The sequence below is a fragment of the Streptomyces sp. NPDC001549 genome (genome assembly GCF_042894025.1).
Lineage (GTDB): Bacteria > Actinomycetota > Actinomycetes > Streptomycetales > Streptomycetaceae > Streptomyces > Streptomyces kutzneri.
Genome location: NZ_JBIAVJ010000033.1, coordinates 82,580 through 105,396, shown reverse-complemented (window position 1 = coordinate 105,396; position 22,817 = coordinate 82,580). Strand labels below are relative to the sequence as shown.

Below are 22,817 nucleotides of genomic sequence, written 5' to 3'. Positions count from 1 at the left end.
CGCACCGCGGAGTACGAGCCCGCGAACCCGATCCCCGCGATGACCACGGCACCCGCGACCACCACGCCTATGAGTATCCGGTGCGTACGAGTCAGCTGTAGCTGCGCCACTGGCCGTGCCCCCCTCGTTCCTCGCGTTGTCGTTATAGCCACCCTTGCATCAGGGGCTTGTGCAAGCGGGGGATTTATTTCGAATGGATGTTCGATATTACGGCTGGTGGGGGGAGTTGACGCCGTATTACGACATCATGGGCCCGGGGCTGGCGCCGCGTGGCGGAGTACGCCAGGTGAAGCGCCGTCAGCCCACCTGTGTCCTGGGGCTACAGGTCGTCCAGGAGCAGCTGGGCAAGCCGCTGCCGATACTCGGGGGTGCAGGACTCCACCAGGTCCGCGCGAAAGCCTCTGGACCGCCGACGAGCTGCAGGTACCAGCCGAGCGCCTTCTGCCGTTCCCTGGAAGACGTCCTGTTGACGACGGGGTCCTCGCTCGTGGCGGCGGGGCCCGCACGCGGACAGCCTCCGGCACATCAGCGCCGTGTGCGGCAGCGCACCCTCGGAGACCAGGCGGTACACGACCTGCCGCAACGTGACCTTCAGCGGCGCGTACCCGTCCACGATCTGCCGCCCGGACTCGAAGCAGGCCTCTTCCCTCGGCTATCGCGTGGGAAGAGGTGTCATTTTCCGGAAGTGGCTTGCCCACTGGGCCTGACCTGCACAAACAGGCCATCGGTGATTTCAGGGGTTCACACCTTCGGTCACATCTGCGGTCCCCCACCGGAGACAACCCTCCGGACAACGGTCCACGCCCTCTCCGGTGCAACCCCTCTCCACCGCCCGGGCGCCGCCTGCCAGTGAGGCGGCATACGCGCCACTGGCGGCGGGGATGCAGCCGGGGGCCATCGGGCTCCGGGGCCGACGCGACGGCTACCGTGCCCGGGGTGCCCGCAGGGAGTCCATTAGGGTCCATCACTGCGGCCCGGCACCCGGGCTGTGCGGCGCGGGCCGGCAACGGCCCCGGGGGCAGGGGGAACTGATGGAGTCTTTGCGATCCGATGACCCGCTGGAGATCGGCGGGTACCGTCTGCTGGCACGGCTCGGGTCGGGGGGCATGGGCGAGGTGTTCCTGGCCCGGACGGCGTCGGGGCGGGCGCTGGCACTGAAGACCGTGCACCGCGAGCTGAGCCGGGACGCGGACTTCGCGCACCGCTTCGACCGGGAGATACGCACCAGCGACCGGGTGCGCTGCCCGTGGACGGTGTCGGTGGTGGACTTCAGCCCGCCTGGAGCGTCACCGCAGTGGCTGGCCACCGAGTACGTACCCGCACCGTCACTGGGCGACTGGGTCCGCGAGCGGGGACCCCTGCAGGCTCCGGCCGTACGACGTCTGGGGCAGGAACTGTCGGCGGCGCTGGTGAGCGTACGGGCCGCAGGAGTGGTCCACCGTGACATCAAACCGGCGAACGTGCTGCTGGGCTCGGAACGGCCCTTCCTGATCGATTTCGGTATCGCCCGCACGGTCCGGGACCCCCGGCACACCCGCACCGGCACGGTCATCGGCACCCCCGGCTTCCTGTCACCGGAACAGGCCGCCGGCGCGGTGGCCGGAGCCCCGGCCGACGTGTTCTCCCTCGCCGCGGTACTCGTCTACGCGGCGACCGGCCGCAGTCCCTTCCTGGCGGACGGCGAGGAACTGGACCTGCCGGCCCTGCTGTACCGGATCGTGCACGACGAACCGCACCTCGACGGTGTACCGCGGCCGCTGCGTGCACTGGTGAGGGAATGCCTGGCCAAGGGTCCGCAGCAACGTCCCGGCCCCGAGGACATGGCGGCCCGCCTCGGCGGCGGCCCGCAGGGAGGCTGGGGTACCGCAGCCCCGCAGGCCCTGGCAGCCGAGACCGGACACCGGGAGACCGAACTCCGCCAACTCCTCACCCACCCCCGACCGGCCACCGCCACCCCCGGGGCAGACGGCACCCCCGGGGCAGACGGCACCCCCGGGGCGGGCGGCACTCCCCCCGCACCCGTGCCCGTACCACTGTCGCCGCCGCCGTTGCCGCCGGCCTTGCCGTTGCCGGGGGTGCTCGAGGGCGCCGGGACTCCCCCGTACTCCCCCGCACCCCCGGTGCGCGGGCCGGGGCGGGCGGTCCTGCGCTCGCGGGGCGCGGCCGCGGGTGCCGCCGCCGTCGCCGCGGCCGTCGCACTCGCAGTATGGCTCCCCGGACACCGCGACAACGGCAACGCCGACGGTGACGGCAGGCGCGGGACGGCCTCACCCGGCGCCTCCCCCGCACCGTCCTCACCCGGGCCGTCCTCGCCCGCACAGCCGACGGGCCCGGCAGGGGTGTTGCCGGCCGCGTGGGCCGGCACGTGGACGGGTGTCGGCCCCGGAACACCGGAGGCGGACGGCGTGACCCGGGCGCGGACGGGCGAGTTCTCCGTCACGGTCACGCTGAACGGCGGAGCGGTGGGCGAACTGGTGGGACGGCAGGTCAGCGACCTCAAGGAGGCTTCCACCGGGCGGAACCTGGGATGCACCGAAGCCCTGAGGCTGCAACAGGTCCGCGGGAACAGCGCGGTGTTCGAGGCGGTGACCAGCCACCCCACCGACCGTGCGGCGGTCTTCGAGTGCCCGCGGGGCAACCTGTACGTGCTGACGATGACGGACCCGGACCGGCTGACGCTGGAAACGGAGGGTGCGCAGTCGGCGGGGGCTCCCGCCGCGCTGACCCGCCGCCCGTGACCCCCCGGCCCTTTGACCTCAACCGGACTTGATGTTCTAGACATGGGGTCATGACCACTCCCCTGCGTATCGCACTCGTCGTCGCCAGCACCCGGGAAGGCCGGTTCGGCCCCACCGTCGCCCGCTGGTTCGAAACCATCGCCGCCGGCCGCACCGGCATCGAGCTCACCGTCGCCGACCTCGCGGACGCCGATCTCCCGGCGCACTGGACCCCCGACCTCTCACCACGCGGCCGTGCGTTCGTCGAGGACCTGGCCGAGGCGGACGCCTACGTGGTAGTCACCCCCGAGTACAACCACTCCTTCCCCGCCTCCCTGAAGCAGGCCATCGACATCGCCGGACCCATCTGGCGGCGCAAGCCGGTCGGTTTCGTGTCCTACGGCGGCCTCTCCGGCGGCCTGCGCGCCGTCGAGCAGCTGCGCCCGGTCTTCGCCGAACTCCACGCCACCACCCTCCGCGAGACGGTCAGCTTCCACCAGTTCCCCTTCGACGAGACCGGAATACCCCACGACACCGACGGTGCCCAAACGGCGGCCGCAGTCCTCCTCGACGACCTCCTGTGGTGGGGCCACGCCCTGCGCACCGGACGCCACCACGACAAGGCATCGAACGAAGCCGCCTGACAACCCCACACCCGTCCCCCTGCCCCGTCCGCCCTGCCGGGACGGACGGGGCAGGACAGGGGGGACGGGAGGGGACCGGCCCGGCTCCCGCCGGCCGGTCCCGGTCCCAGTGCTCAGGTGGGGGCGGCGCGGGGCAGGCCGGGCGCACGCAGTGCGTCCAAACGTGCCTGCGCCAGCCGGAGGTGGCGGGGGTCCAGAGCGGGCAGGGCACGCAGCAGGGCGACCAGTTCAGGCCCCGACTCCACCGCCGAGGCCCGGTCCCTGAGCTGCGTCCAGCAGTACAGGGCCCCGGCCGCCGCGGCATGGACCTCGGGAGCCGCCGTGCCCTGGCCGGCCTGCCGGGCCCGGCAGGCCCCGATCCACAGCCCGGTGGCCAGCGGGAAATCACCCGCCATCCGCGCCAGGTCCGCACGGATCTCCGCCCACTGGACCGCCTGCGGGGAAGAGGCCCCGAAGACGTGCCGGACATGTTCCTCCCAAGCCCGGGCGAGGGCAGCCGCCTCCAGATGATGCCCTCCGATCGCCAGCGCATGGATGTGCGGCCGCGGATCCCCGCCTTCCACCCCACCCGGGAACGGGACCACGGCCGGCACGGCGGCCGGGGCGCGCACCCCGCCGGGAAGCGGGTCCACGGCCGGCACGGGACCCGGCACGGGACCCGGGACGGCCTGTCCGTCCCCGTCCGGCCGCCACCCCTGCAGCCGCCGCGGATCCGGCGGATGCCCGTCCGACGGTTGCTGCTGCGGTCCCGGGCGCATACCCAGCTCACGGGCGGTCGGCAGGACCAGCGCACCCGGCGGAAGACCCGCCGCCCCCGCAGCAAGGGCATGCAGCTGCACATCGGACGGCCGGACCGGACTGCGCCGCAGCTGCTCGATCCACTGCCGGGTGTAACCACTGACCGCACCGTCCCCCGCGGCGAAACCCGGCGGACAGACCACCCCGTAGACCTCGGCACACGCAGACGCGGGCAGACTCCCGTACTCCTGGAGCAGCGGCCACGCATCCTTGTCCGCGGCCAGATCGAGGAGCACCGTCGTCAACCCGGCAGGACGGCCCCGCAGTTCACCACCCAGCCACTCCCACGGCAGCGCCGTATAGCGCACGGCAGCCTGCGAAGTCCCCGCCAGAGCAAGATGAAGCCGGCCGCCACGCCGGTCGACGGTCAGCCGGCCCGACAGATAGAGCAGCAGCGGACCCGGCGTCGCGGCAGCCGTACGCAGCCGCGCCAGAACAGTATTCGGGTCACGGGCCCCGTCCAGACACACCGTATCGGTCGGGAGTCCACTGCCCAGCAGCACCGACGCCGGCACCATCGCAAGTGCAGCAAGATTCGCGCTGGGAGCAAGGCGCACCGCGCCGCGGCGCACAACAGCATCCCCGGCTATCAGGAGAACATGCCCCCGCTGAGACCCCGGTCCGTTGAAATACATGAACAGACCGTACTCACCCCACAGACACCACCGAAAACCACCACGACCACAGAACAGCACACCACCCCGACCACCCCAGGAGACCCACCCCGCATCCTGTCCCCCACCCACAGGGGGAACGACGCACACGGCCACCACACAGGACACCACCACCCCGCCACCCCACCCTCCACCCACAAGGGGGACCGGCCCACAGACGACGGATCCCGCACCCACCGAAGGAACGCCGCCAAAGACGCCCACGCTCCACACCCACGGCAGACCAGGAAGCCTCTACGACGAAGCAGCCGACCTGGCAAACGTCCACCTCACCGATCCACAGAACACGCATGCGGCACCCACGCATCCCCGCGATCCAGTACGGGCCCACCGGATGACCGGTCCCGGCCCCGGCCGGCCCCGGCCCCGGCGAAAACGGACACGGCATGCCCGCCAACCCCCTGGACTACCCTCAGTCAGATGATCAAACACATGAACCAACTCGGCCCCGGTGCACCACACATCGGGCCACCGCCCACGGGCACGGCTGCCTCGGTGTGGTCCCTGGACACCACCGCGGACACGGTCGGCGGGTACCGTGTCGAGGAGGCGAGCGCCGTCCTGGACGCCGGGGAACGCGAGAAGGCCGCGCGGTTGCTGCTGCCCGGCCACCGCCACCGCTACCTCGCCTCGCACCTGGCACTGCGGGTCCTGCTCGGCGCCCGCCTCGGCCTGGACCCGCGCGAGGTCACCCTGGTCAGGGAGGACTGCCCGTGCTGCGGCGGCCCCCACGGCCGTCCCGCCGTAGCCGGCGGCGGCATCCACTTCTCCCTCTCCCACAGCGGCGACCTGGCCTACCTCGCCTTCGCCGCCGTCCCGGTCGGCGTGGACATCGAGGAGACACCCGGCGCGGACGCCGTGGCCGACGTCCTGGACTCCCTGCACCCGGCGGAGACCGCCGAACTGACCGCCCTCGCACCACCACGGCGCCCCGCCGCGTTCGCCCGTCTGTGGTCCCGTAAGGAGGCCTGCCTCAAGGCCGCCGGCACCGGACTCGCCCTCGGCCCGGCCGAGCCGTACGTCGGCTCCGCCCCCGCCCCGGCACCCGTGACGGGCTGGATCCTCACCGACCTGCCCGCCCCCGACGGCTACGCCGCAGCCCTCGCCGTCGCCGTCGCCGTCGCCGTCGCCGACCACCATGAGCGGGGGAACCGGGCATGATGATCACCGTGCCGGGCGGACACGTCACCCTCTCGGACCGCCGCACCGAACGCACCTGGACCGTCGAGGTCGCCGCCTTCCGCCTCGCGGCGTACCCGCTCACCCAAGCCGCCTACGCGCAGATCACCGCAACACACCCCGGCAGCACACTGGACGGTCAGGACAGCGGACAGCTCCCGGCCCACAGCCTGTCGTGGTGGGACGCCATCCGGTACTGCAACACCCTGTCCCGGCAGGAAGGACTGACCCCCGCCTACCACCTCCCCCACACCACCGACACAGCGGACAGCGGGGACGGCGAGGAGGCCGGCGTCACGTGGGACCGGGACGCGGACGGCTACCGGCTGCCGACCGAGGCCGAATGGGAACACGCCTGCCGGGCCGGCACCACCGGCCCCCGCTACGGCCCCCTCGACGACATCGCCTGGCACCGCGGGAACTCCCAGGAACGCATCCACGAAGTCGGTGGCCGCCGCCCCAACCCCTGGGGCCTGTACGACATGCTCGGCAACGTCTGGGAATGGTGCTGGGACCTCTACGACCCCGCCGTGTACGGCACCTACCGGGTACTACGCGGCGGCGGCTGGTTCGACGAGCACTGGAGCTGCCGCGCCTCCGTACGCCGGCGCAGCCACCCCACACTCCAGATCGAGGACGTGGGACTACGCCTCGCCCGCACCCTGAGGCCCTGAGGCCCTGAGCGGCCACCCCCGCCCTCCTTGGCGCACGCCAACCACGGAAAGCCCCCCGACAAGGACCGCTGCACCAGCCGGGACCGGCTGAAGCGGAACCGGGCGGTGACCACCCGGTTCGACACGCTCGCGGTCCGATTCGAGGCCACCGTCCACATCGCCGCGATCAACGAATGGCTGTGACCTCACGGAGGTGTCGGTCCCTCATGCACCGAGTGCCGGTGGCCATCCGCGCGCTCATGCCCCACCTGTAACCGCGCTCGCTCGGCATCGCGGGGCCGGTCAGGGACAGCGGCCGGAGCAGGCACAGGCAGGACAACGGCGGCAGTACCGCCGAGGAGCGTGCGGTGGCGAAGTCCGGCAGCCCGGCGGCCCGGCGATGGTGAGGACGGTCGCCGGAGCATGATGAGCAGCCATTGCCCCCTCAGTCGGTTGCGTGACCTGCAGCGTCGAGTGTCCGGTTGAGCTGGTGGAGGTGGTCGGCGGCTACGGATGTGCGGGGGTTGTTGAGCCGGACGAGCGAGTCGTGTGCGGCGGTCAGGGCCGCGTGGGCTTCGTGGTGGCGCGTCAGGTGGCGCAGGACGATGCCGAGGTCGAGGCGAGCCGGTTCGCTCCAGGCGGGCATCTGCGCTGCCTGGAAGTGGGTGAGTGCGTAGCTCAGGGGGTGTTCCGCTTCGTTCCATCGGTGGAGGGCGGCGAGGTCGTTGCCGATGTGCTGGCGGGTTACGGCGAGGTAGAGGCCGATCAGTTCCTGGGGCTTTCCGGGGACGCCGGCTTGGCAGATGGCTTCGCTGCGTCGGTGGATGGCCAGGGCTTCCTCGGCGCGGCCGGTCTGGCGCGGGTGCTGGCCGAGGGTGTTGAGGACGGTGAGTTCGGCGAGGCGGCTCTGTGGGCCGGTCTGCCTGCCGAGGTGGTCGGCGGCTTCTTGGAGCCAGGTGATGGATTCGCCGGTCCGTCCGAGCCGGTGGAGCGCGCCGGCGACGTAGCCCAGGGCCCAGCCGACCTGGAGCTGGTCGCCGCTTTCACGCGCTGCGGCCAGGGCGGCCTGTGCGGTGGTCAGGGCGGCGGTGTGGTCGTAGAGGCACATGTTGTAGGCCCAGGACAGGTAGTTGAGGTGGACGGCCTCGTCGTGTCTGCTGCCCAGGGCGCGGGCGGAGTCGACGGCCCACTGGAAGACCTGTGCCCAGGCTTCCCAGTGCGGGGTGCGGTCGGAGAACCAGTGCATCGCCTCGGCGGTATCGATGACCTGTTGGTGCAGGCCCCGGGCTTGGGCGCGGCCAAGGGCGGCGAGCCACTGGGCCTTCTCGGCCTCCAGCCAGACCCGTGCCTGTTCGTGGTCGGCGGGTGCGGTGGCGGGATCGGGGGTGGGGCTGGTGTCGGGGTGGGGTGCGGTGTCGAAGAGGCGGGCTGCGGCCGTGGCGCGGTGCAGTGTCCAGAGGTCGGCCCGGTTCTGGGCGGCGGTGGTGTGCGCGGGCTCGTCCTCTTCGGCGAGTTGTTCGGCGGCGAAGAGGTGGAGGAGGTCGTGGAAGCGGTAGCGGTCGGCGGTGGGGTGGGGCTGGAGCAGTCCGGCGTCGGTGAGGTCCTGTGCGCATTTGGCGGCTTGGCGCAGGGGCAGTCCTGCCAGGAGGGCGGCGCTCTGGGGGCTGAAGTCGGGGCCGGCGGCGAGCGAGGCGCGGCGGAAGACGGTGCGGGTGGGTGGGGGCAGTTGCCGATAGGACAGGGCGAAGGCGGCGCGGACCTGCAGTGAGCCGGCTTGCAGGGTGTCCAGGCGTGTGGTGTTTTCGGCGAGCTGGGTTGCGAGTTTGCTGAGGTGTTCGCCGGGGCGGGCGGCGAGGCGTTGTGCGGCGATGCGGACGGCGAGGGGGAGGTGGCCGCACAGGTCGGCGAGGTCGCGGGCGGCCTGGCTCTCGCGGCGTACCCGTTCGGGACCGATGACGCGGGTGAGGAGTTCGACGGCTTCCTCGCGGCGCAGCAGCGTGAGTTCGGGGCGGTGGACTGCTTCGAGGCTGGCCAGGGTGTTGCGGCTGGTGATGAGGGTGAGGGTGGGGCTGTGGCCGGGCAGCAGGGGGCGGACTTGGTTCTCGTCGGCGGCGTTGTCCAGGAGAAGGAGGATCCGGCGGTCGCGCAGTAACGAGCGCAGGAGCCCACTGCGGTCCTCGGTGGTGGTGGGGATGGCGGTGTCGGCGGTGCCGAGGGCGCGCAGGAGCCGGGCGAGCGCGTCGCGCGGCGGGGTGGGGTGGGGGTCCATGCCGCGCAGGTCGATGGCGTACTGGCCGTGCGGGAAGTGGGGGGCGAGGGTGTAGGCGGTGTGGACGGCGAAGGCGGTCTTGCCCAGGCCGGGCTGTCCGCTGACCACGGCAACCGGTGGGTGAGCGGGGTCGAGGTGTTCGGCCAGGGCACGGAGCCGTTCCAGGGCAAGGCCGCGGGCTGTGAAGTCGCTGAGGTCGCGCGGCAGTTGGAGGGTGTGGTGCGGGACGGGCCGTGTCTCTGGCTGCATGGCGGGCCCGGCTCCGGAGCGGGGGCGGGGGCGGCCGAGGCCGGCGGCGTGTTCCAGTTCGGCGGCGGCCGCATCGTCCAGGTCCAGGGCGGTGGCCAGGGCTTGGACGGTACGGCGCTGCGGCCCCCGGGAGCGTCCGCGTTCCAGGTCCGAAAGGGCCCGCACGCTCAACCCCGCGGCCTGCGCCAGTTCCTCCTGGCTGAGCCCTGCACCCGTTCGCAGAGCATGCAGGCGCGCGGCGAACCCCTCGTTACTCATGACTCGAATCCCCTGGTCGGCGTGGTCCCCCCGAGTCGGCGGGTTCTACCGGCAGAAGTATGCCAAGACGTTACATCTACTTCTGCCGGTGGAACTTCGTGGTCCGTATCCCGTCCGGGCAGGTTGGCTGGGCACCGGCGGGCGGGGCCGGAGCCGTTCGACTTCTGCCGACGGAGCCGCATGGTCCGGCCCCGTGTCCGCCGTGCCGGCCCGACGTGGCACGGACGGCGGCGGCCGGTCCGCCGGCATCACGGTGCCCCGGGCCGCCCACATCGCCGTCCGGCAACCGGTGCCGCACGCCCGCTCCGGTTCCAACGACCGTCTTGACCCTGGGGAACGACATGTTTGCAAGAGGCTTCCGCGTGCTGCGAAGGCTGTCCCTACCCGTCCTTTCGCTGCTCTTCCTCGCCACGATGCTGCCCACACCGACGGCCGCGGTGGCGGCGTCCGGGAGCAAGTACGGAGACGCCCGCCTCGACCAGTGGTCGTCGCTGACCACCCACAACTCCTACGCGGACTCGGGGGTGGCGCCGCCGCGGAACCAGTCGCGCAACATCTCCCGGCAGCTCGACGACGGCGTGCGCGGGCTGATGCTCGACACCTACGACATCGCCTACGACCAGGAGGGCAACGTCGACCTGATGCTGTGCCACTCCACGTTCTCCTGCCACGAGACCTTTCGCAGCGGGCTCAGCAGGGTGGTGGACTTCCTCAAGGCCCACCCGGACGAAGTGGTCACGGTCTTCCTGGAGAACTACGCCAGCCGCGCGTCGCTCACGGAGGCGGTCAGCGACGTGCTGGAGGCCGAGAACGCGAAGAACCTGCTGTTCTCGCCCAACCAGTACGACATCGACAAGCGGAACTGGCCGCGGCTGCGCGACATGGTCTCCGACAACCGCCGCCTGGTGATTTTCCAGGACAGGTGGGGAGAGGACGTCCCGGTCAGGTCCAGCGACGGGAGCAAGGAATACGGGCGCCTCATGTACACCTGGGCGCGCACGGTGGAGACGCTCTACGACTACGACGGCCGGCCGAGCGGCTGCGCATCGCGCAACAGCAACCCGGTGGGGCAGAACCCCATGCCCGGTACGGCCCTGACGCCGCTGTTCACCATGAACCAGTTCGACTCGAGCGTGTTGAACCCCGAGGCCAAAGCGCGGGGCGACAACGGCTCGGCCCTGAAGAAGCGCATTGACAAGGACTGCCATCCCGCCGCGGGCCGTAACCCGAACTACGTCGCGGTGAACTTCTACGAGCAGAGCGACACCGGCGGCGTCACCCCGATGTCCGTGGTCAACGAACTCAACCGCAACGCCCACATCTTCCCGCCGCACCCGGCGCTGTGGACCGTCACCCCGAACAAGCAGTTCATCGGGCAGACCTACGAGACCACTGCACCGAACCGCTGCATGGTGCGGGGCGAGGACTTCCCCGACGGCTCGGGCGGCGTGGTGACGCAGCGGGCCTGTGCAACCCCGGCGCCCAGCAGCCAGCAGTGGACGGTACCCCTGCCGCCCTACGACAGCAAGAACTACTACTGGATCAAGGCGGGCAACGGCTACTGCCTCACCGTCCCGTGGAACCTCGGCGTGCCGCCCGGCAACGGCATGCAGCTGTTCTGGTGGCCGTGCGAGAGCCGGTGGGCCTCGGACAACCAGCTCTGGGAGGTCATGCCGGCGGAGCAGTACGGCGGGCGGCGCGCCACCTACTTCATCAACCGGTGGACCGGCAAGTGCCTGACCCTGGACCCGGCAACGAACGGCGGCAAGGCCGGCAAGGTCACCCAGGACGTCTGCCCGACCCGCTGACGGATCCCGACACCAGCCCGGCCGATCAATCGGCCGGGCTCTCGTCATACTTTCCGCACGGGCATGCAGGCGGCGGAGCGGGAGACCGAGGCCGTCACCGACTCGCCCTGGGTGACCGCGCCGTCGGAGGCTCTGGTGCGGCGGGTGCGGCGGGTCCTGGAGGGCTCGGGGCCGGTGCGCTGCCCCGTGCAGGACAGGTCAGCCGGCGTCGGCTGATCCGTCGGGCACCTCGACGGGACGTAGCACGGTCAGGGACTCTTCCTGGCGGGCGACCATCGCGAAGGAGAACGTGTCGGCCTCCAGACAGAGGCCGACGTCGTCTGGATGAACACCCTGGTATCCGCGTCGAACCCCGTCGGCAAGGTCGGCGGCTGCCCGGGAGGTCCTCGCGCGGTGGAGATACGGAGCCACCTCGGCATCGCCTCCGGCGAGATGCCGGCCGATGTATTCAGCGCAGGCCAGGTCCTCGGCGGCCTGGCCCTCGTCGCCGGTGACGACGAACGTCACCGGCCCGGGCCCCGCGGCCTTCAGGAACCGCGCTGTCGCGCCGGCCACCACGAAACTCGCGCACAGGACCAGCGGCGAACTCGCGACGGCCAGGGCGCCGACGGTTCCTGCCGTCGTCTTCTGCACCACCGTGCAGCCGGTCAGATCGAGGGACCTGATCAGACCGGGTGAGTTCACCGTGTCGAAGCCCGCTGCCGGAGCACCGTCCTTCAGTGCCAGCCAACCCGGACGACTCTCCTTCAAGGCCAGTGCCTCATCCTCCGACGAGGCCAGGACGATCCGCTCGGCGCCACGCGAGAACGCCCAGGCAGCCACGGTGAAGGCCCGCATCACGTCGATGACGACCGCAACGCGCGGAACGTCCGTCAGCTCCGGAATACCGACAAAACGATGGTTCATCTCGCCATTCTCGCCGAGGCCCGTGTGGCTGATGCCGACGGGCGATCCAGCGGGCGTCACCGGGGGCTCGGGACACGTCGCCGCCGTCGTTCGGCATCGACACGTGCCTCGCCGAAACCGGACTCAAGCTGACGGCAGCACAGGGGCAAGCTGAGCGACCGTCGGTTTCGGAATCTTTGATTGCGGGGACGGTGTCCCGACATCGCCGTGATTGTCTTGCGCCATGACGGCGCCTGACGTGACAGCCGAGGAGGACCATGGGTTGGAAGAAGGCCAGACGCCGGACGGCCACGTCGGCCGGTCTTGTCGGAGTGGTCGCCCTCGTCCTGGCAGCTCCGCCTTCGGTCGGCGCCGAGCCCCGGGCCGGGACCGCGCAGCTGTTCGGGGCCGCAGCCGCACAGCAGCACGCCTCCCCGGCGCCGCCTCCGCCCCGACTCCCCCGCGACTTCCGCGGCAAGGGCAAGTGGATCGTCCGCGACCTGGACATCACAGTGCCGTTCACCTGGGAGGGCAGGGACGGCGACAGCCAGATGACCGCGGGCGGCCCGCAGTACCCGATCTGGTTCACCAACCTGATCTACCACGACACGCTCTACACGCTGACATACAAATGGCCCGGTCTGAACGAGCATCCCTGCTCACGCATCCCCGGCTTCAACCTGGAGGCACTGAACCAGGGGTTCGAGAACGCCCGGTTCGTCGGGCCGGAGACCCTGCGGCGCACCCCGCAGCGGCACGTGAACCACTGGAGGGTGGGCGTGGTCTTCCCGAACCTGCCTCCCGGGAACTACCCGCGTGTCCCGCTCGCGCTGGGCGACATCTACGTCGACGAGGACAACCGAGGCACCTTCTGGCAGGTACTGCAGTTCGGTGTCCAGAACCTCTACGACCCCGAGCTGGACGAATGGCTGGTCATGGACACCTTCGAGCACCGGCCCGGGACCGTGACACTTCCCCAGCGGTGCGAGCCGCCACGGTGATCGTGTCCCGGCTCAGACCGACAGCGCCGTCAGGCTCGGCAGCCGCACCGCGTCGTCGTGAGCGTTCTCGCATCTCGACGGCAGGGCCGGCCAGGCTGTTGGCCGTACCTGCGATTTCGGGGCGGCGAAACCCCGTAGGCGCCTTGTTCAGGACCGTTCGACTTCCGCCATCAGGAGTCGGAGGGTCAGGGAGTGCTTCTCCGGCGGCAGGACGTCGAGCGCCGCGCGGGCGTGGGTGGTGCCGGCGGTGACGTCGCCGGAGCGGGCGAGCATGAGCGCGCGGTGCATCTCCAGGTGGGTCCTGAACCGGGGCAGGGTGGCGGGGAGTTCCGCTGCTGCCGCGTCCTGTGCCGTGACGGCGGTGGTCTCGTCCCCGAGCCGGGCGGCGAGCAGGGAGATGAACACGTTGACCCGCCACCAGGGGACGGCGTAGTCGGAGGTCTGCTCGTAGGAGCCGGCCTGGTCGAAGATACGCCGGCCTTCGGCGAGGAGCTGTCGTGCGGTGGTGTGGTCGCCGCGGACCGCTGCGGCGTGGGCCTTGCCGAAGACGGCGTTGAGGAGGCCGAGGGACGGCCGGTCGCTGAGGGCCATGGCCTGGTCGGCGAGGACGTCGGCGACGGGCAGGGCAGCGCCTTCGTAGCCGAGGGCGATCGCGGCGCGGCCGCGGACCCAGACGCGGGTGGTGGTGTCGCCGGAGGCGTCGGCGGCCTTCGCGGCCATCCGGTACCAGTGCACCGCCTTGGCCCCGTCCGCGCCGGGGAACGTCTTCGCGTACAGGGTCATCAGGCGGGCGGCGACCGACCACAGGCGGGGATCGTCGAGCTGCTGCTGCACCGTGACGAGCTCGGCGCTGACGCGGCGCTGGATGTCGGCTGCGCCCAGGCTCATGTACTCGGTGCCGTAGACGGCCAGCTTGGCCTCCCAGGCATCCACCGAGGGGCCGCCGGACAGGCGGGCGGCGAAACCCGCGCTGAGGAGGTCCGAGGCCACAACAGGTGCTATGGCGGCGCCCGCCGCGTCGGTGAGGAACTCACGTCGGTCCACTTGACCCTCCAGAACAGCCAGGGGCACATCCAGCACCGCGGACAGGCACCGCAGGTAGTAGGCGCCGGGCGTGACCGTGCCCCGCTCCCAGCGGGACACGTACTCCCGGGTCAGACCGGTCCCGTACCGGGCGTTGATCTGGTCGGACAACCTGCCCTGCGACCATCCTCGCGCCGTACGCAGGTCTCTGATCAAGTCCCCTAGGTCCATCACTCCATCTTGCCCCTACCGATGCCCCTGGTGAGGGGACATCAGATCACCGACGGTATCGGTGCAGGGGACAGGTCGAAGGCGCCGTGCAGGCGTCGAGGAGCGGTGGGCGGCAATGACGTACGACAGCGGGCCCGGTGCACCCGGCGGCGGGCAGGGCGGGCAGGGCGGGCAGGGCGGGCAGGGCGGGCAGGGCGGGCAGGTGCATGTGACGCTCCCCGAGCGCGATCCTGAACCCGTCCCGGGCTGTCCGGAGTATGCAGGGGCCGCAGTAGCGCGTGCTGGATGCCGGCGGGCCGGGGACGTGTCCGGGGTGTCCGACAGCAACGTGGCCGTACGCCGCCACCCGCACGCCCGAGACGGGGCAGCGGGGTGATCGACCGGACGGACATCGGGGAGCGCGTCCAGGACGCGTACGGCAGGATCGGGATTCTGCGGGACATCGACCTCCGATGGGAAGACCCCTCCGACCCGCCCGGCGGCCGCCGACGGCACATGGTGGCGTTCATCTCGCCGGAGCACGGCGGGCGTGAATGGCACGCCGACCCCGCCACCGTGCAACGGGCGTGAACCGGGCGGGTCGTACGGGCGCCAGGCGTGCTCCTTCCGGATCTTCGTCGCGGTCCCGGGCGGGCGGTACAGTGCGCGCCGTGGACATACCCGACTGGTACGTCTGGATCGCTCTCGGTCTGGCCGTCCTGCAAGCTCTTGGCCTCGTTCCCATCGTCCGCCGGTTGCGGGGCCCTGACCCCGTGGTGCGTTCCAAGGCGCGTCTCGAACTGCTGGATACCGTCGCCGCCCTGCTGCTCATCGGCGGCCTGCTGCTGAGCCTCATGGTGGGGAAATCCTGGTTCTGGCTCGCTCTCACCGGTTTCGCGCTCATGACCGCCGTCTACGTCGTGAAGGGTGTCCGCCGGCTCCGCGCCCGCCGCAGCCCCGCTTCCTGATCCGTAGGACAGGCCGTAGGGCCGGCGACGACGGCTGGACCGCGTACGGCTGCGTTCCTGACACTCGCCTACGCGGCCAGTGCCGCTGAAGCGCAGGAAGGCCCCCGTGCCTCTTCAGTTCAAGAGGTCGTTGCAACACCCCGACGCAGGGGGACGCGATGGACTTCGAGATCCGGGACGATCGGAGGCCTCAGGGGGCGAAGAAGCTCCTGAAGGAGCGTGAGGCCTACCTTGCTCTTGTGGATCAAGGGATGGGGAGCGCGCAGGCATGCCGGATCGTGGGAGTGCATCCCCGGACCGGTCGGGATTGGCGATACGGCCGCCCCGAGGGACGTAAGAAGAGACCGCGGCTGCGGGCGCTGGACGCGCCGGCGGTCGCGGTCCGCCAGGGTGGCCCGAGGCCGATCGAGGTCCGAGGGGACTCGCGGTATCTCGGCGAGGACGAGCGGATACACATCGCCGACCGGCTGCGCGAGAAGGCGACGGTGCGTGCCATCGCTGCTGAGCTGGACCGCAGCCCGTCCACGATCAGCCGAGAGATACGCCGCAACCGGCATCCCGGCAACGGCCAGTACCGGCCGCACGCCGCGCATGCCCGTGCCAGGGCAAGGCGGCCCCGTCTCAAGGGCGGCAAGATCGCGGCGAATCCTCGGCTGCGCGAGACCATCCAGGGATGGCTCGGGCTGAAGTGGAGTCCCGAGCAGATCACCCGGAGCCTGCGTCTGCACTTCCCCGACGAGCCGGAGATGCACGTGTCGCACGAGACGATCTACCAGGCTCTCTACGTCCAAGGCCGGGGCGAACTCCGCCGCGAACTCGCCAAGGCCCTACGGACCGGCCGCACGCTGCGCAAGCCCCAACGCCGACCCGACCAGCGCATCCCTCGCTTCATCGCCCCCATGGTGATGATCAGCGACCGGCCCGCCGAGGTCGAAGACCGGGCCGTTCCCGGGCACTGGGAAGGCGACCTGATCATCGGCAAGAACAACAACTCAGCGATCGGGACCCTGGTCGAGCGGACCACCCGCTACGTGATGCTGGTCCACCTGCCCGGCAACCGCGACACCATGACGGTTCGCGACGCCCTGGTCGACACCATGGGCACGCTTCCGGCCCACCTGCGAGGCTCACTGACCTGGGACCAGGGCGCGGAGATGGGACGCCATGACGAGTTCTCCATGGCCACCGGCATGCCGGTCTACTTCTGCGATCCCTCCAGCCCCTGGCAGCGCGGCTCCAACGAGAACACGAACGGACTGCTCCGGCAGTACTTCCCCAAGGGCACCGACCTGTCACGCCACAACCGCGAGTACCTGGACGCCGTCGCCGCCGAACTCAACGGCCGCCCACGCAAAACGCTCGGCTGGGAAACCCCAGCCGAGCGTCTGTCTAAGCTACTGACAACAGCCGCATGACCAGCGGTGTTGCCACGACCCCTTGAATTCGCCCCTGCTGGGGGCCTTCCTGTCGTCTGCCGGCCTTCTGGTGCGGGCGGGTCTTCAGCCGTTTCCGGCGGGGTACGGGAGCGGGCGAACATCCCGGCCGCTTCCCCCTCCGGATCCGTTCACGGAATACCCGCCTGTCCGCAGTCAGACCGTCACCCTGCGGATACGTCATGCAGCCGGCACACCGCGACGATCAGTAGCTGTCAGCCCCCACGACGAGATCAGGCCGCCGACGACGATGTGGCTCTCGGCGCCCACGCGCAGACGCAGGCACAGACACAGCCACCGCGGGCATCAGCCGGCGGTGGCTCAGCCTGAACATCATCGTCCGGGTATTCGAACCGCACGATCACCGGGACTGCTTCCCCGCCTCACCGCCGAAATCCCCACCTTGCTGCCGCCCCGGCTCGTTACCGGGATTCGGGCCCGTGCTCCCGCCCGGCTTCTCCTCCGGGCCCTGGCCCGGTGCCTTCCCGTGCCCGTTGCCGGGGCCAGTGCCCGAACCCTGGCCCGGTGCGTTCCCGCGATCCTGGCCCTGGCCCCTGCCCGGCTCGTTCCCGGGCGCCGTTCCGGGATCGTTGCCAGCGCCCTTGTCCGGGGCGTTGCCGGGCTTCTGGCCGGACTCCGGCACCTTCCCGGGGACGTTGCCCGGCTCATGGCCCGGCAAGCTCCCGGATTCCTGACCGGTGTCCTTGCCCGTGTCGTGGCCGGGGGCCCTCCCAGGCTCGTGGCCGGACCCCGGCACCTTCCCGGGAGCCCTGTCCGGGGCCTGGCCCGCGCCCTTGCCGGGCGCCCTCCCGGGACCCTGGCCCGACTCCTGACCTGGCACCTTCGCAGGGTCGTGGGCGGGCCCCCGATCAGGCTCCTGGCCGGGCACCTTCCCCGACTCCTTCCTTGGGCCCCTGTCCGACTCCTTCCTTGGGCCCTTGTCCGGCTCCTGACCGGGCACCTTCCCCGAGCCCTTCCCAGGGGCCTGGTCCGGGTCCTGGCCGGACTTCTGGCCCGACTCCTGACCCGGCACCTTGGCCGGAGCCTGACCGGGCGCCTTGCCAGGCACCTTGCCTGCTTCCTTGCCCGGCACCTTCTCCGAGCCCTCTCCCGGGTTCTCGCCCGACTCCTTGCCAGGCGACTTCCCCGAGTGCTCGCCGGAGTCCCTGCCCGGGTCCTTCTCCGCGTCCTTGCCCGGAGCCTTCCCGGGAGCCTGGCCGGACTTCTCACCCGCGTCCTCGCCGGGCGCCTTTCCCGGGCCCTCACCTGGCTCCTGGCCGGACTTCTTGCCCGGCTCCTTGGCCGGATCCTTCGCCGGGGCCTCACCGGGCTCCTTGTCCGGCGCCTTCCCGGGGACCTTGTCCGGGGCCTGGCCCGACTCCTTCCCCGGGTTCTCGCCTGACCCCTGACCCGGGTCCTTGCCCTGGGCCTTCTCCGGGGCCTGGCCGGGGTCCGTACCGGACTCCTGAGCTGGTGCCTTGCCGGGCTCCTGGCCCGGTACCTTCTCCGAGCCCTCGTCCGGGTTCCGGCCCGGGTTCTGGCCCGGGTTCTGGCCCGGCTTCTGGCCTGGGGTCACGTCCGGTGCCTTCCCAGGGGCCTGGTCCGGGACATCGCCCGGGGTCCGGCCCGGGACATTGCCCGGACTCTGAGCTGGGACGTTCCCGGAGTTCCGGCCCGGCGCCTGGCCGGGGGTGGACTCCGGGGGCTGGTTCTGGCGCGTGTCAGAGGGTGGCTGGACTGATGCCGGGTGGGCCGCCGGCAGGACCGGGTAGGCAGAGCCGGGGGTCTGGCCCTTCGGGGGCGGGACCTCGCGGTCGTGCTTGCCCTCCGCCGCTCCGCTCGGGCGCTCGTACCATCCCTTCCGGTCCTGGTCGAAGACCGTGACGGTCTTCACCGGCTTCACGGCGGGCTTGACCGCGACGAGGCCGGAGGACCGGAACGAGGACCACTTCGTGCCGTTGTACGTCTGGCTGCCCCTGACCGCGACGGGCGGATTCAACGGGTTGCCGCAGGCGCAGCGGACCCGGGGCACACCCCGGCCGTCGACCAGCACCGGAGTGCCGGCCTGCAGGACCGCCTGGTAGCTGGTGGGCGCGCCGTTCCGGTATCCGTGGTTGGTGACCCTGGTGTCCCAACCCAGTCGTACGGGCGTCAGCGACCGCAGGTAGGAGGGAATCCCGGTCTGCCGGATACCCAGCGAGACGGCAAACGCCCTGCCCTTGTCCGGGTGGTCCGTGAGGAACCGGATCTGTTTCCCGACGTCACAGCTCGCGACGTTCCGCGTTCCGCCGTACAGCCCGGGATACCCGCCGTCGACCTCGAGCGTGCGCGCACCGCCCGTGGCGCTCGCAGTACTCGTACCGTCCTTCACATTCACGCCTGCGGGCATGGGCATGACGTTGGCGACGCTCTCGGCCTGTGTGGCTGTCGAAGGAGTGAACGGGTCGGGCCCGGCCTCCGGTGCGGCCTGGAGGAAGACCTCACCGCCCATCGTGGTGTTCCCGCCCAGCACGGTGAAACTGAGGACCACCGCCGACACCACGGCCACCGCCGTACTCACACTCAGCACGGTCCTGCGCGATCGCCACCTGCGAACCCGGCCACCGCCACCCGTCGGCGGCAGCGAAGACCCGCCGGACGAGACCGGAAGGGGCCCCGACGGGGGCCCCGAGGGAGGCGGAGGACCTGGTGGCGGAGGGGGCGGCGGGGGCGGCGGCTCTCCATGCGCGCCCCCGCCCGACAACGGGCCGGGCGGCGGTCCGGTGGGGCGCTCGGAGGAAGGAGGCAGAGAATTCACGACGCTCGCCCCCCGACACAGGGCAGCGGGTAGACCACGGTGACTCGCATGCGCTCACTCCTTCCGAACGGTCAACGCCTCCACATCCCGGAGGTGGAACCTGGAACTCTGGACATCTGGAAACGCCCGGGCGGAACCGTCCGCTACGCGTGCGTCCATCTCCTGAGTAAGCCCCCTCCGCCGCACCAGGTCATGCCGCGACCTTTCGGGACTTGACAAACCCCCCTTCTTAAGCCGAAGGCGTCTCTGCCGACCGTCGTCAGCCCGACCGGGATCATCGGCGGCCGTTACCCGGCACGCCCCCCGCTCTGTCTGGACCGGCATGTGCGGGTGATCGCCGAGCCGGTAACGCGTGCCGTCGTCGAGGGCACCTACCGGGCGACCGGGACGGTCATCGAGGCGGTGGGATCGTCCCGTGGACGCCGACGGGCCCGGGCCCGAGCAGTTTCAGCGCCGGTGCTGGGCAACTCCAAGCGTGGTGATGATGCGGGGTGAGGGCAGCGCTCCCGTTGCGCACGGGATGGAGTTGTCTCCGGGACCGGGCTGTCTTTTCGTGTGCGACGACACGGTGAACACGAGCGAGTCGTGGAGCCGTCGTTCGCTCAGAAGGCCTCTACGTGTGGCCGTACCGACGGCAGCCCCCACAGTTCCAGCGCTCCGCTGATCAGGTCGGCGAGGAACTGGACCGCGCCCCCGGCGTAGTGCCACCAGCCGCCGTTGCGTGAGGCCACGGTGACAGTCCACTCGTCGGGACCAGACCCCGCGTTGTTCCAGAGGAAGTAGTCCCCCTGGTTCGACGTGGCCCAGGGCAGCAGGCCACCGGAGGCAGGAGCGGTCCAGAAGGGCCCCACACGGGCGTGAGCCGTGCTCAAGAGTCAGCCTCGGGCGAGCGTCGGCAGGATCTCCTTCCAGCCGAGTTCGCCGCCGGCGGCCTCCATCACCAACCAGGGATTCCAGAAGTCGCGGTAGAGCGCGATCCGGCCCTGCTCGAAGCGCACCACCGAGAGGTAGGTCTGGTGGTACTGGCCTCCCGTGGCCAGCAGTGTGCACTCTCCGGTGAAGCCGGCCACGACCAGACCGTCGCCGGCAGCGTAGAACTCGGGCTCGGAAAACTCGACTTTCAGCTCCTTACGGAACATCGTCATCTGAGCGAGCAGCGCTTCGCGGCCCTGCATACGGGACGGGACGCCATAGGTCGGGTACGGAAATTCGAGGACCCCGTCCTCGGCGAAGAGGTCGATCCATTCCTCGACCCTCTTCTCGGTCAGCAGGCGCAGACTGTGCGTGAACAGGTCCTTCAGTTCCTGAGGTGTGGCCATACCGATGTTCCTCCTGTTGTGATGTCGGTCGCGCTGCCGATGTTCAGTTGGCGGGAGTGACGATGCCGCCGAGGATCCGGTCCAACGCCCGGTCGGGCAGCAGCCTGGCCAGCACGCGGCTGCCGGCTGCGTCCCGGCCGACGGCGTAGCGGCTCCGGGGTCGCTTGGTGACCAGTGCGCGGAAGACCACGCGGGCGACGTCGTCGGGCGTCGTGTGGCTGGTGCGGGCCGAGGCCTCGTTGGTTTCCATGAACTGCAGGAACGCGCGACGGTAGAGACCCTGGATCGGCTCTGGGACGCTCTCCAGCGCCCGGTTCCCGTCCACGGACATCTTTCCCCAGAGCGGAGTGAGGACGGCACCTGGTTGCACCACAATGACGGGGATTCTCTGCGGAGTCAGCTCTCGGCGCAGCGCGTCACTCAGTGCCTCCTTGGCGAACTGGGCGGCGGCGTAGGCACCGAGGTAGGGGATGGCAATGTTCCCCAGGCCCGAGGTCACGTTGACGATGCGTCCGGCTCCGGCCCGCAGCAGCGGCAGGAACCCCTGGATCACCATCAGTTGGCCAGTCACATTGGTGTCCATCTGACGGCGCATCTGCTCCATCGGTACGCACTCCAGCGGGGCCGTGACAGCGATGCCCGCATTGTTGACAAGCCCCCACAGTCCGGCATCACCGATCAGGTCCGTGACCTCGTGAACGGCTGCCTGAACCGATTTCTCGTCTGTCACGTCGAAGATCACCGGGGTCAGACGCCCCGTGGCGGCAACCCGCAGACGCTCCCCGTCCTCGGGCCGACGCACCCCGGCAATGGCATGGAAGCCCACCCGTGACAGGTGGAGCGCGCAGGCTTCCCCCAAGCCGGATGAGGCTCCGGTGATCAGCACGGCCCGGCCCGCCGGGGGCGTCGGACCCAACGACTTCGACACGTACTCACTCCAGTTCAGGATCCGGGGCGGACGATGCCACGTGCAGCGATTCACTGGCGAGCCGTCTCGCTTGCTCCGCCGTGGCCATGCTCCTGCACGGGTACCCGGTATATCGCCCCATGGCATGGCTTGTCCGTCGCAACAGTAGGGGATGTTGACGGGCGGTCTCTCGAGGAGCCCTCATGAACTGCAGACCGCGGTACTTCCGGCGACGTTCGCGACAGCGGCGCGCAGGCGGCAGGACATAGCGCCGACCCGTCGCCTTCGCCCTGGTGCCGACGGGGCCGCCGTCCTGCCCGCGTTCAGATCTGCCGGACGCGCCCACGGCGGGGGGGGTGACGCTTGCGCCCGAAGGGGTGAAGGGCGGGCTCGCCGGGTTGCGACCCCACAGCAGGCCCCGAGAAGATCCACACGACGCCTCCCCCACACCAAAGGGACACAGCATGACTATTGCGGCACAGGACGTCATCACCGCCAAGCTCGAACGTACGTTCGACACGATGGACGCCAACCACGACGGCCACCTGGACTGGTCGGACTACCAGCACCTCGCCGAGCGCTACATCAAGGCGTACAAGCTGAGCAAGGACGACCGCCGGGCCAGGGCGCTTCACGCCTACTTCCAGACGTATTGGCTGGAGCTGCTGCGCCACGCGGGCGTCCAGCAGGACCGGCTCTCGAAGGGCGAGTTCGTCACGGCCAACCGCCTCGCGAGCGTCGACACCAGTCGCCTCAACCTGGCCGACGGCGCCGGGCATGTCGTCTTCGACGTCATCGACGCCGACGAGGACAACGAGATCAGCAAGGACGAGTTCGCCCGCTTCCTGAAGGACGTGTGGAAGACCGACGCGCCCATGGACACGTTCACCAAGCTCGACACCGACGGGGACGGTGCGATCTCGCGCATGGAGTTCGTCCGCGCGGTGCGTGAGCACTTCCTCTCGGACAACCCGGACGCTCCGGGCAGCCTGTTCTTCGGGCATGTCTGAGTGAACACGGGTGAG

The 22,817-nt window shown here is 70.6% G+C and carries 20 protein-coding genes; 12 read left to right on the top strand and 8 right to left on the bottom strand.

All coding sequences use genetic code 11. The features are described 5' to 3' along the window. Positions 1 to 1,031: 1,031 nt before the first annotated feature. Both ACFY04_RS37805 and ACFY04_RS37800 read left to right on the top strand, forming a co-directional pair. The gene (locus ACFY04_RS37805; RefSeq protein WP_389124367.1) at positions 1,032 to 2,738 is read left to right on the top strand and encodes a serine/threonine-protein kinase; all 1,707 of its coding nucleotides are present in this window, start codon (positions 1,032 to 1,034) and stop codon (positions 2,736 to 2,738) included. Between the two features lie 50 nt (positions 2,739 to 2,788). Continuing rightward, positions 2,789 to 3,361, top strand: a complete 573-nt coding sequence (locus ACFY04_RS37800; protein ID WP_389124365.1) for an NADPH-dependent FMN reductase — start codon at positions 2,789 to 2,791, stop codon at positions 3,359 to 3,361. A 113-nt stretch (positions 3,362 to 3,474) separates the two neighbouring features. Here the strand turns inward: ACFY04_RS37800 and ACFY04_RS37795 are convergent, their stop codons facing one another. Further along, positions 3,475 to 4,662 carry a hypothetical protein gene (locus tag ACFY04_RS37795; protein WP_389124363.1) on the bottom strand — a complete coding sequence of 396 codons (1,188 nt, stop codon included), beginning with the start codon at positions 4,660 to 4,662 and terminating at the stop codon, positions 3,475 to 3,477. Between the two features lie 591 nt (positions 4,663 to 5,253). Here ACFY04_RS37795 and ACFY04_RS37790 point away from each other — a divergent pair. Genes ACFY04_RS37790 through ACFY04_RS37780 form a run of 3 tightly spaced genes read left to right on the top strand, consistent with a single transcriptional unit; the run spans position 5,254 to position 6,869 of the window. Continuing rightward, positions 5,254 to 5,994, top strand: coding sequence for a 4'-phosphopantetheinyl transferase family protein (locus tag ACFY04_RS37790; RefSeq protein WP_389124361.1), 741 nt, complete (start codon positions 5,254 to 5,256; stop codon positions 5,992 to 5,994). Beyond that, complete coding sequence (locus ACFY04_RS37785) at positions 5,994 to 6,686, top strand: formylglycine-generating enzyme family protein (protein WP_389124377.1); 693 nt, start codon at positions 5,994 to 5,996, stop codon at positions 6,684 to 6,686. The genes ACFY04_RS37790 and ACFY04_RS37785 overlap by 1 nt, the downstream gene beginning before the upstream one ends. Before the next feature lie 27 nt (positions 6,687 to 6,713). Beyond that, the gene (locus ACFY04_RS37780; protein ID WP_389124360.1) at positions 6,714 to 6,869 is read left to right on the top strand and encodes a hypothetical protein; all 156 of its coding nucleotides are present in this window, start codon (positions 6,714 to 6,716) and stop codon (positions 6,867 to 6,869) included. Between the two features lie 241 nt (positions 6,870 to 7,110). Here the strand turns inward: ACFY04_RS37780 and ACFY04_RS37775 are convergent, their stop codons facing one another. Next, positions 7,111 to 9,441, bottom strand: a complete 2,331-nt coding sequence (locus tag ACFY04_RS37775; RefSeq protein ID WP_389124358.1) for a helix-turn-helix domain-containing protein — start codon at positions 9,439 to 9,441, stop codon at positions 7,111 to 7,113. Between the two features lie 362 nt (positions 9,442 to 9,803). On the opposite strand from ACFY04_RS37775, the gene ACFY04_RS37770 reads away from it, so the two are divergent. Together ACFY04_RS37770 and ACFY04_RS37765 are read left to right on the top strand one after the other, a co-directional pair. Next, complete coding sequence (locus ACFY04_RS37770; protein WP_389124356.1) at positions 9,804 to 11,249, top strand: hypothetical protein; 1,446 nt, start codon at positions 9,804 to 9,806, stop codon at positions 11,247 to 11,249. Positions 11,250 to 11,312: 63 nt separating this feature from the next. Next, a complete protein-coding gene (locus ACFY04_RS37765; protein WP_389124354.1) occupies positions 11,313 to 11,465 on the top strand; it encodes a hypothetical protein in 153 nt (50 codons plus the stop codon). Here the strand turns inward: ACFY04_RS37765 and ACFY04_RS37760 are convergent. Then, the gene (locus ACFY04_RS37760) at positions 11,448 to 12,155 is read right to left on the bottom strand and encodes a 2-phosphosulfolactate phosphatase (protein WP_389124375.1); all 708 of its coding nucleotides are present in this window, start codon (positions 12,153 to 12,155) and stop codon (positions 11,448 to 11,450) included. The two genes, ACFY04_RS37765 and ACFY04_RS37760, sit on opposite strands and share 18 nt — an antisense overlap. A 257-nt stretch (positions 12,156 to 12,412) precedes the next feature. On the opposite strand from ACFY04_RS37760, the gene ACFY04_RS37755 reads away from it, so the two are divergent. After that, positions 12,413 to 13,135: a hypothetical protein gene (locus ACFY04_RS37755; protein ID WP_389124353.1), complete on the top strand. Its 723-nt coding sequence runs from the start codon at positions 12,413 to 12,415 to the stop codon at positions 13,133 to 13,135. A gap of 147 nt (positions 13,136 to 13,282) precedes the next feature. Here the strand turns inward: ACFY04_RS37755 and ACFY04_RS37750 are convergent, their stop codons facing one another. Beyond that, a complete protein-coding gene (locus ACFY04_RS37750; RefSeq protein WP_389124352.1) occupies positions 13,283 to 14,389 on the bottom strand; it encodes a helix-turn-helix domain-containing protein in 1,107 nt (368 codons plus the stop codon). A gap of 372 nt (positions 14,390 to 14,761) precedes the next feature. Between ACFY04_RS37750 and ACFY04_RS37745 the strand changes: the two genes are divergently transcribed. The 3 genes from ACFY04_RS37745 (at position 14,762) to ACFY04_RS37735 (ending at position 16,751) form a co-directional block, all read left to right on the top strand. After that, positions 14,762 to 14,959, top strand: coding sequence for a hypothetical protein (locus ACFY04_RS37745; RefSeq protein WP_389124351.1), 198 nt, complete (start codon positions 14,762 to 14,764; stop codon positions 14,957 to 14,959). Positions 14,960 to 15,039: 80 nt separating this feature from the next. Beyond that, positions 15,040 to 15,336: a hypothetical protein gene (locus ACFY04_RS37740; protein ID WP_389124349.1), complete on the top strand. Its 297-nt coding sequence runs from the start codon at positions 15,040 to 15,042 to the stop codon at positions 15,334 to 15,336. A gap of 251 nt (positions 15,337 to 15,587) precedes the next feature. Next, positions 15,588 to 16,751 (top strand): IS30 family transposase, encoded by a 1,164-nt coding sequence (locus tag ACFY04_RS37735; RefSeq protein WP_389124348.1) that lies wholly within the window; start codon positions 15,588 to 15,590, stop codon positions 16,749 to 16,751. 379 nt (positions 16,752 to 17,130) lie between these two features. Here ACFY04_RS37735 and ACFY04_RS37730 read toward each other — a convergent pair whose 3' ends face one another. The 4 genes from ACFY04_RS37730 to ACFY04_RS37715 all read right to left on the bottom strand — a co-directional run bounded on the left by ACFY04_RS37730 (position 17,131) and on the right by ACFY04_RS37715 (position 21,771). Next, positions 17,131 to 19,329, bottom strand: coding sequence for a DUF6777 domain-containing protein (locus ACFY04_RS37730; RefSeq protein WP_389124345.1), 2,199 nt, complete (start codon positions 19,327 to 19,329; stop codon positions 17,131 to 17,133). Between the two features lie 839 nt (positions 19,330 to 20,168). Then, positions 20,169 to 20,438, bottom strand: coding sequence for a hypothetical protein (locus ACFY04_RS37725; RefSeq protein WP_389124344.1), 270 nt, complete (start codon positions 20,436 to 20,438; stop codon positions 20,169 to 20,171). Between the two features lie 3 nt (positions 20,439 to 20,441). Beyond that, complete coding sequence (locus ACFY04_RS37720) at positions 20,442 to 20,885, bottom strand: nuclear transport factor 2 family protein (RefSeq protein WP_389124342.1); 444 nt, start codon at positions 20,883 to 20,885, stop codon at positions 20,442 to 20,444. Between the two features lie 43 nt (positions 20,886 to 20,928). After that, positions 20,929 to 21,771: an SDR family oxidoreductase gene (locus tag ACFY04_RS37715; protein WP_389124339.1), complete on the bottom strand. Its 843-nt coding sequence runs from the start codon at positions 21,769 to 21,771 to the stop codon at positions 20,929 to 20,931. A 485-nt stretch (positions 21,772 to 22,256) separates the two neighbouring features. On the opposite strand from ACFY04_RS37715, the gene ACFY04_RS37710 reads away from it, so the two are divergent. Then, complete coding sequence (locus tag ACFY04_RS37710) at positions 22,257 to 22,802, top strand: EF-hand domain-containing protein (protein WP_389124336.1); 546 nt, start codon at positions 22,257 to 22,259, stop codon at positions 22,800 to 22,802. Positions 22,803 to 22,817: the final 15 nt, after the last annotated feature.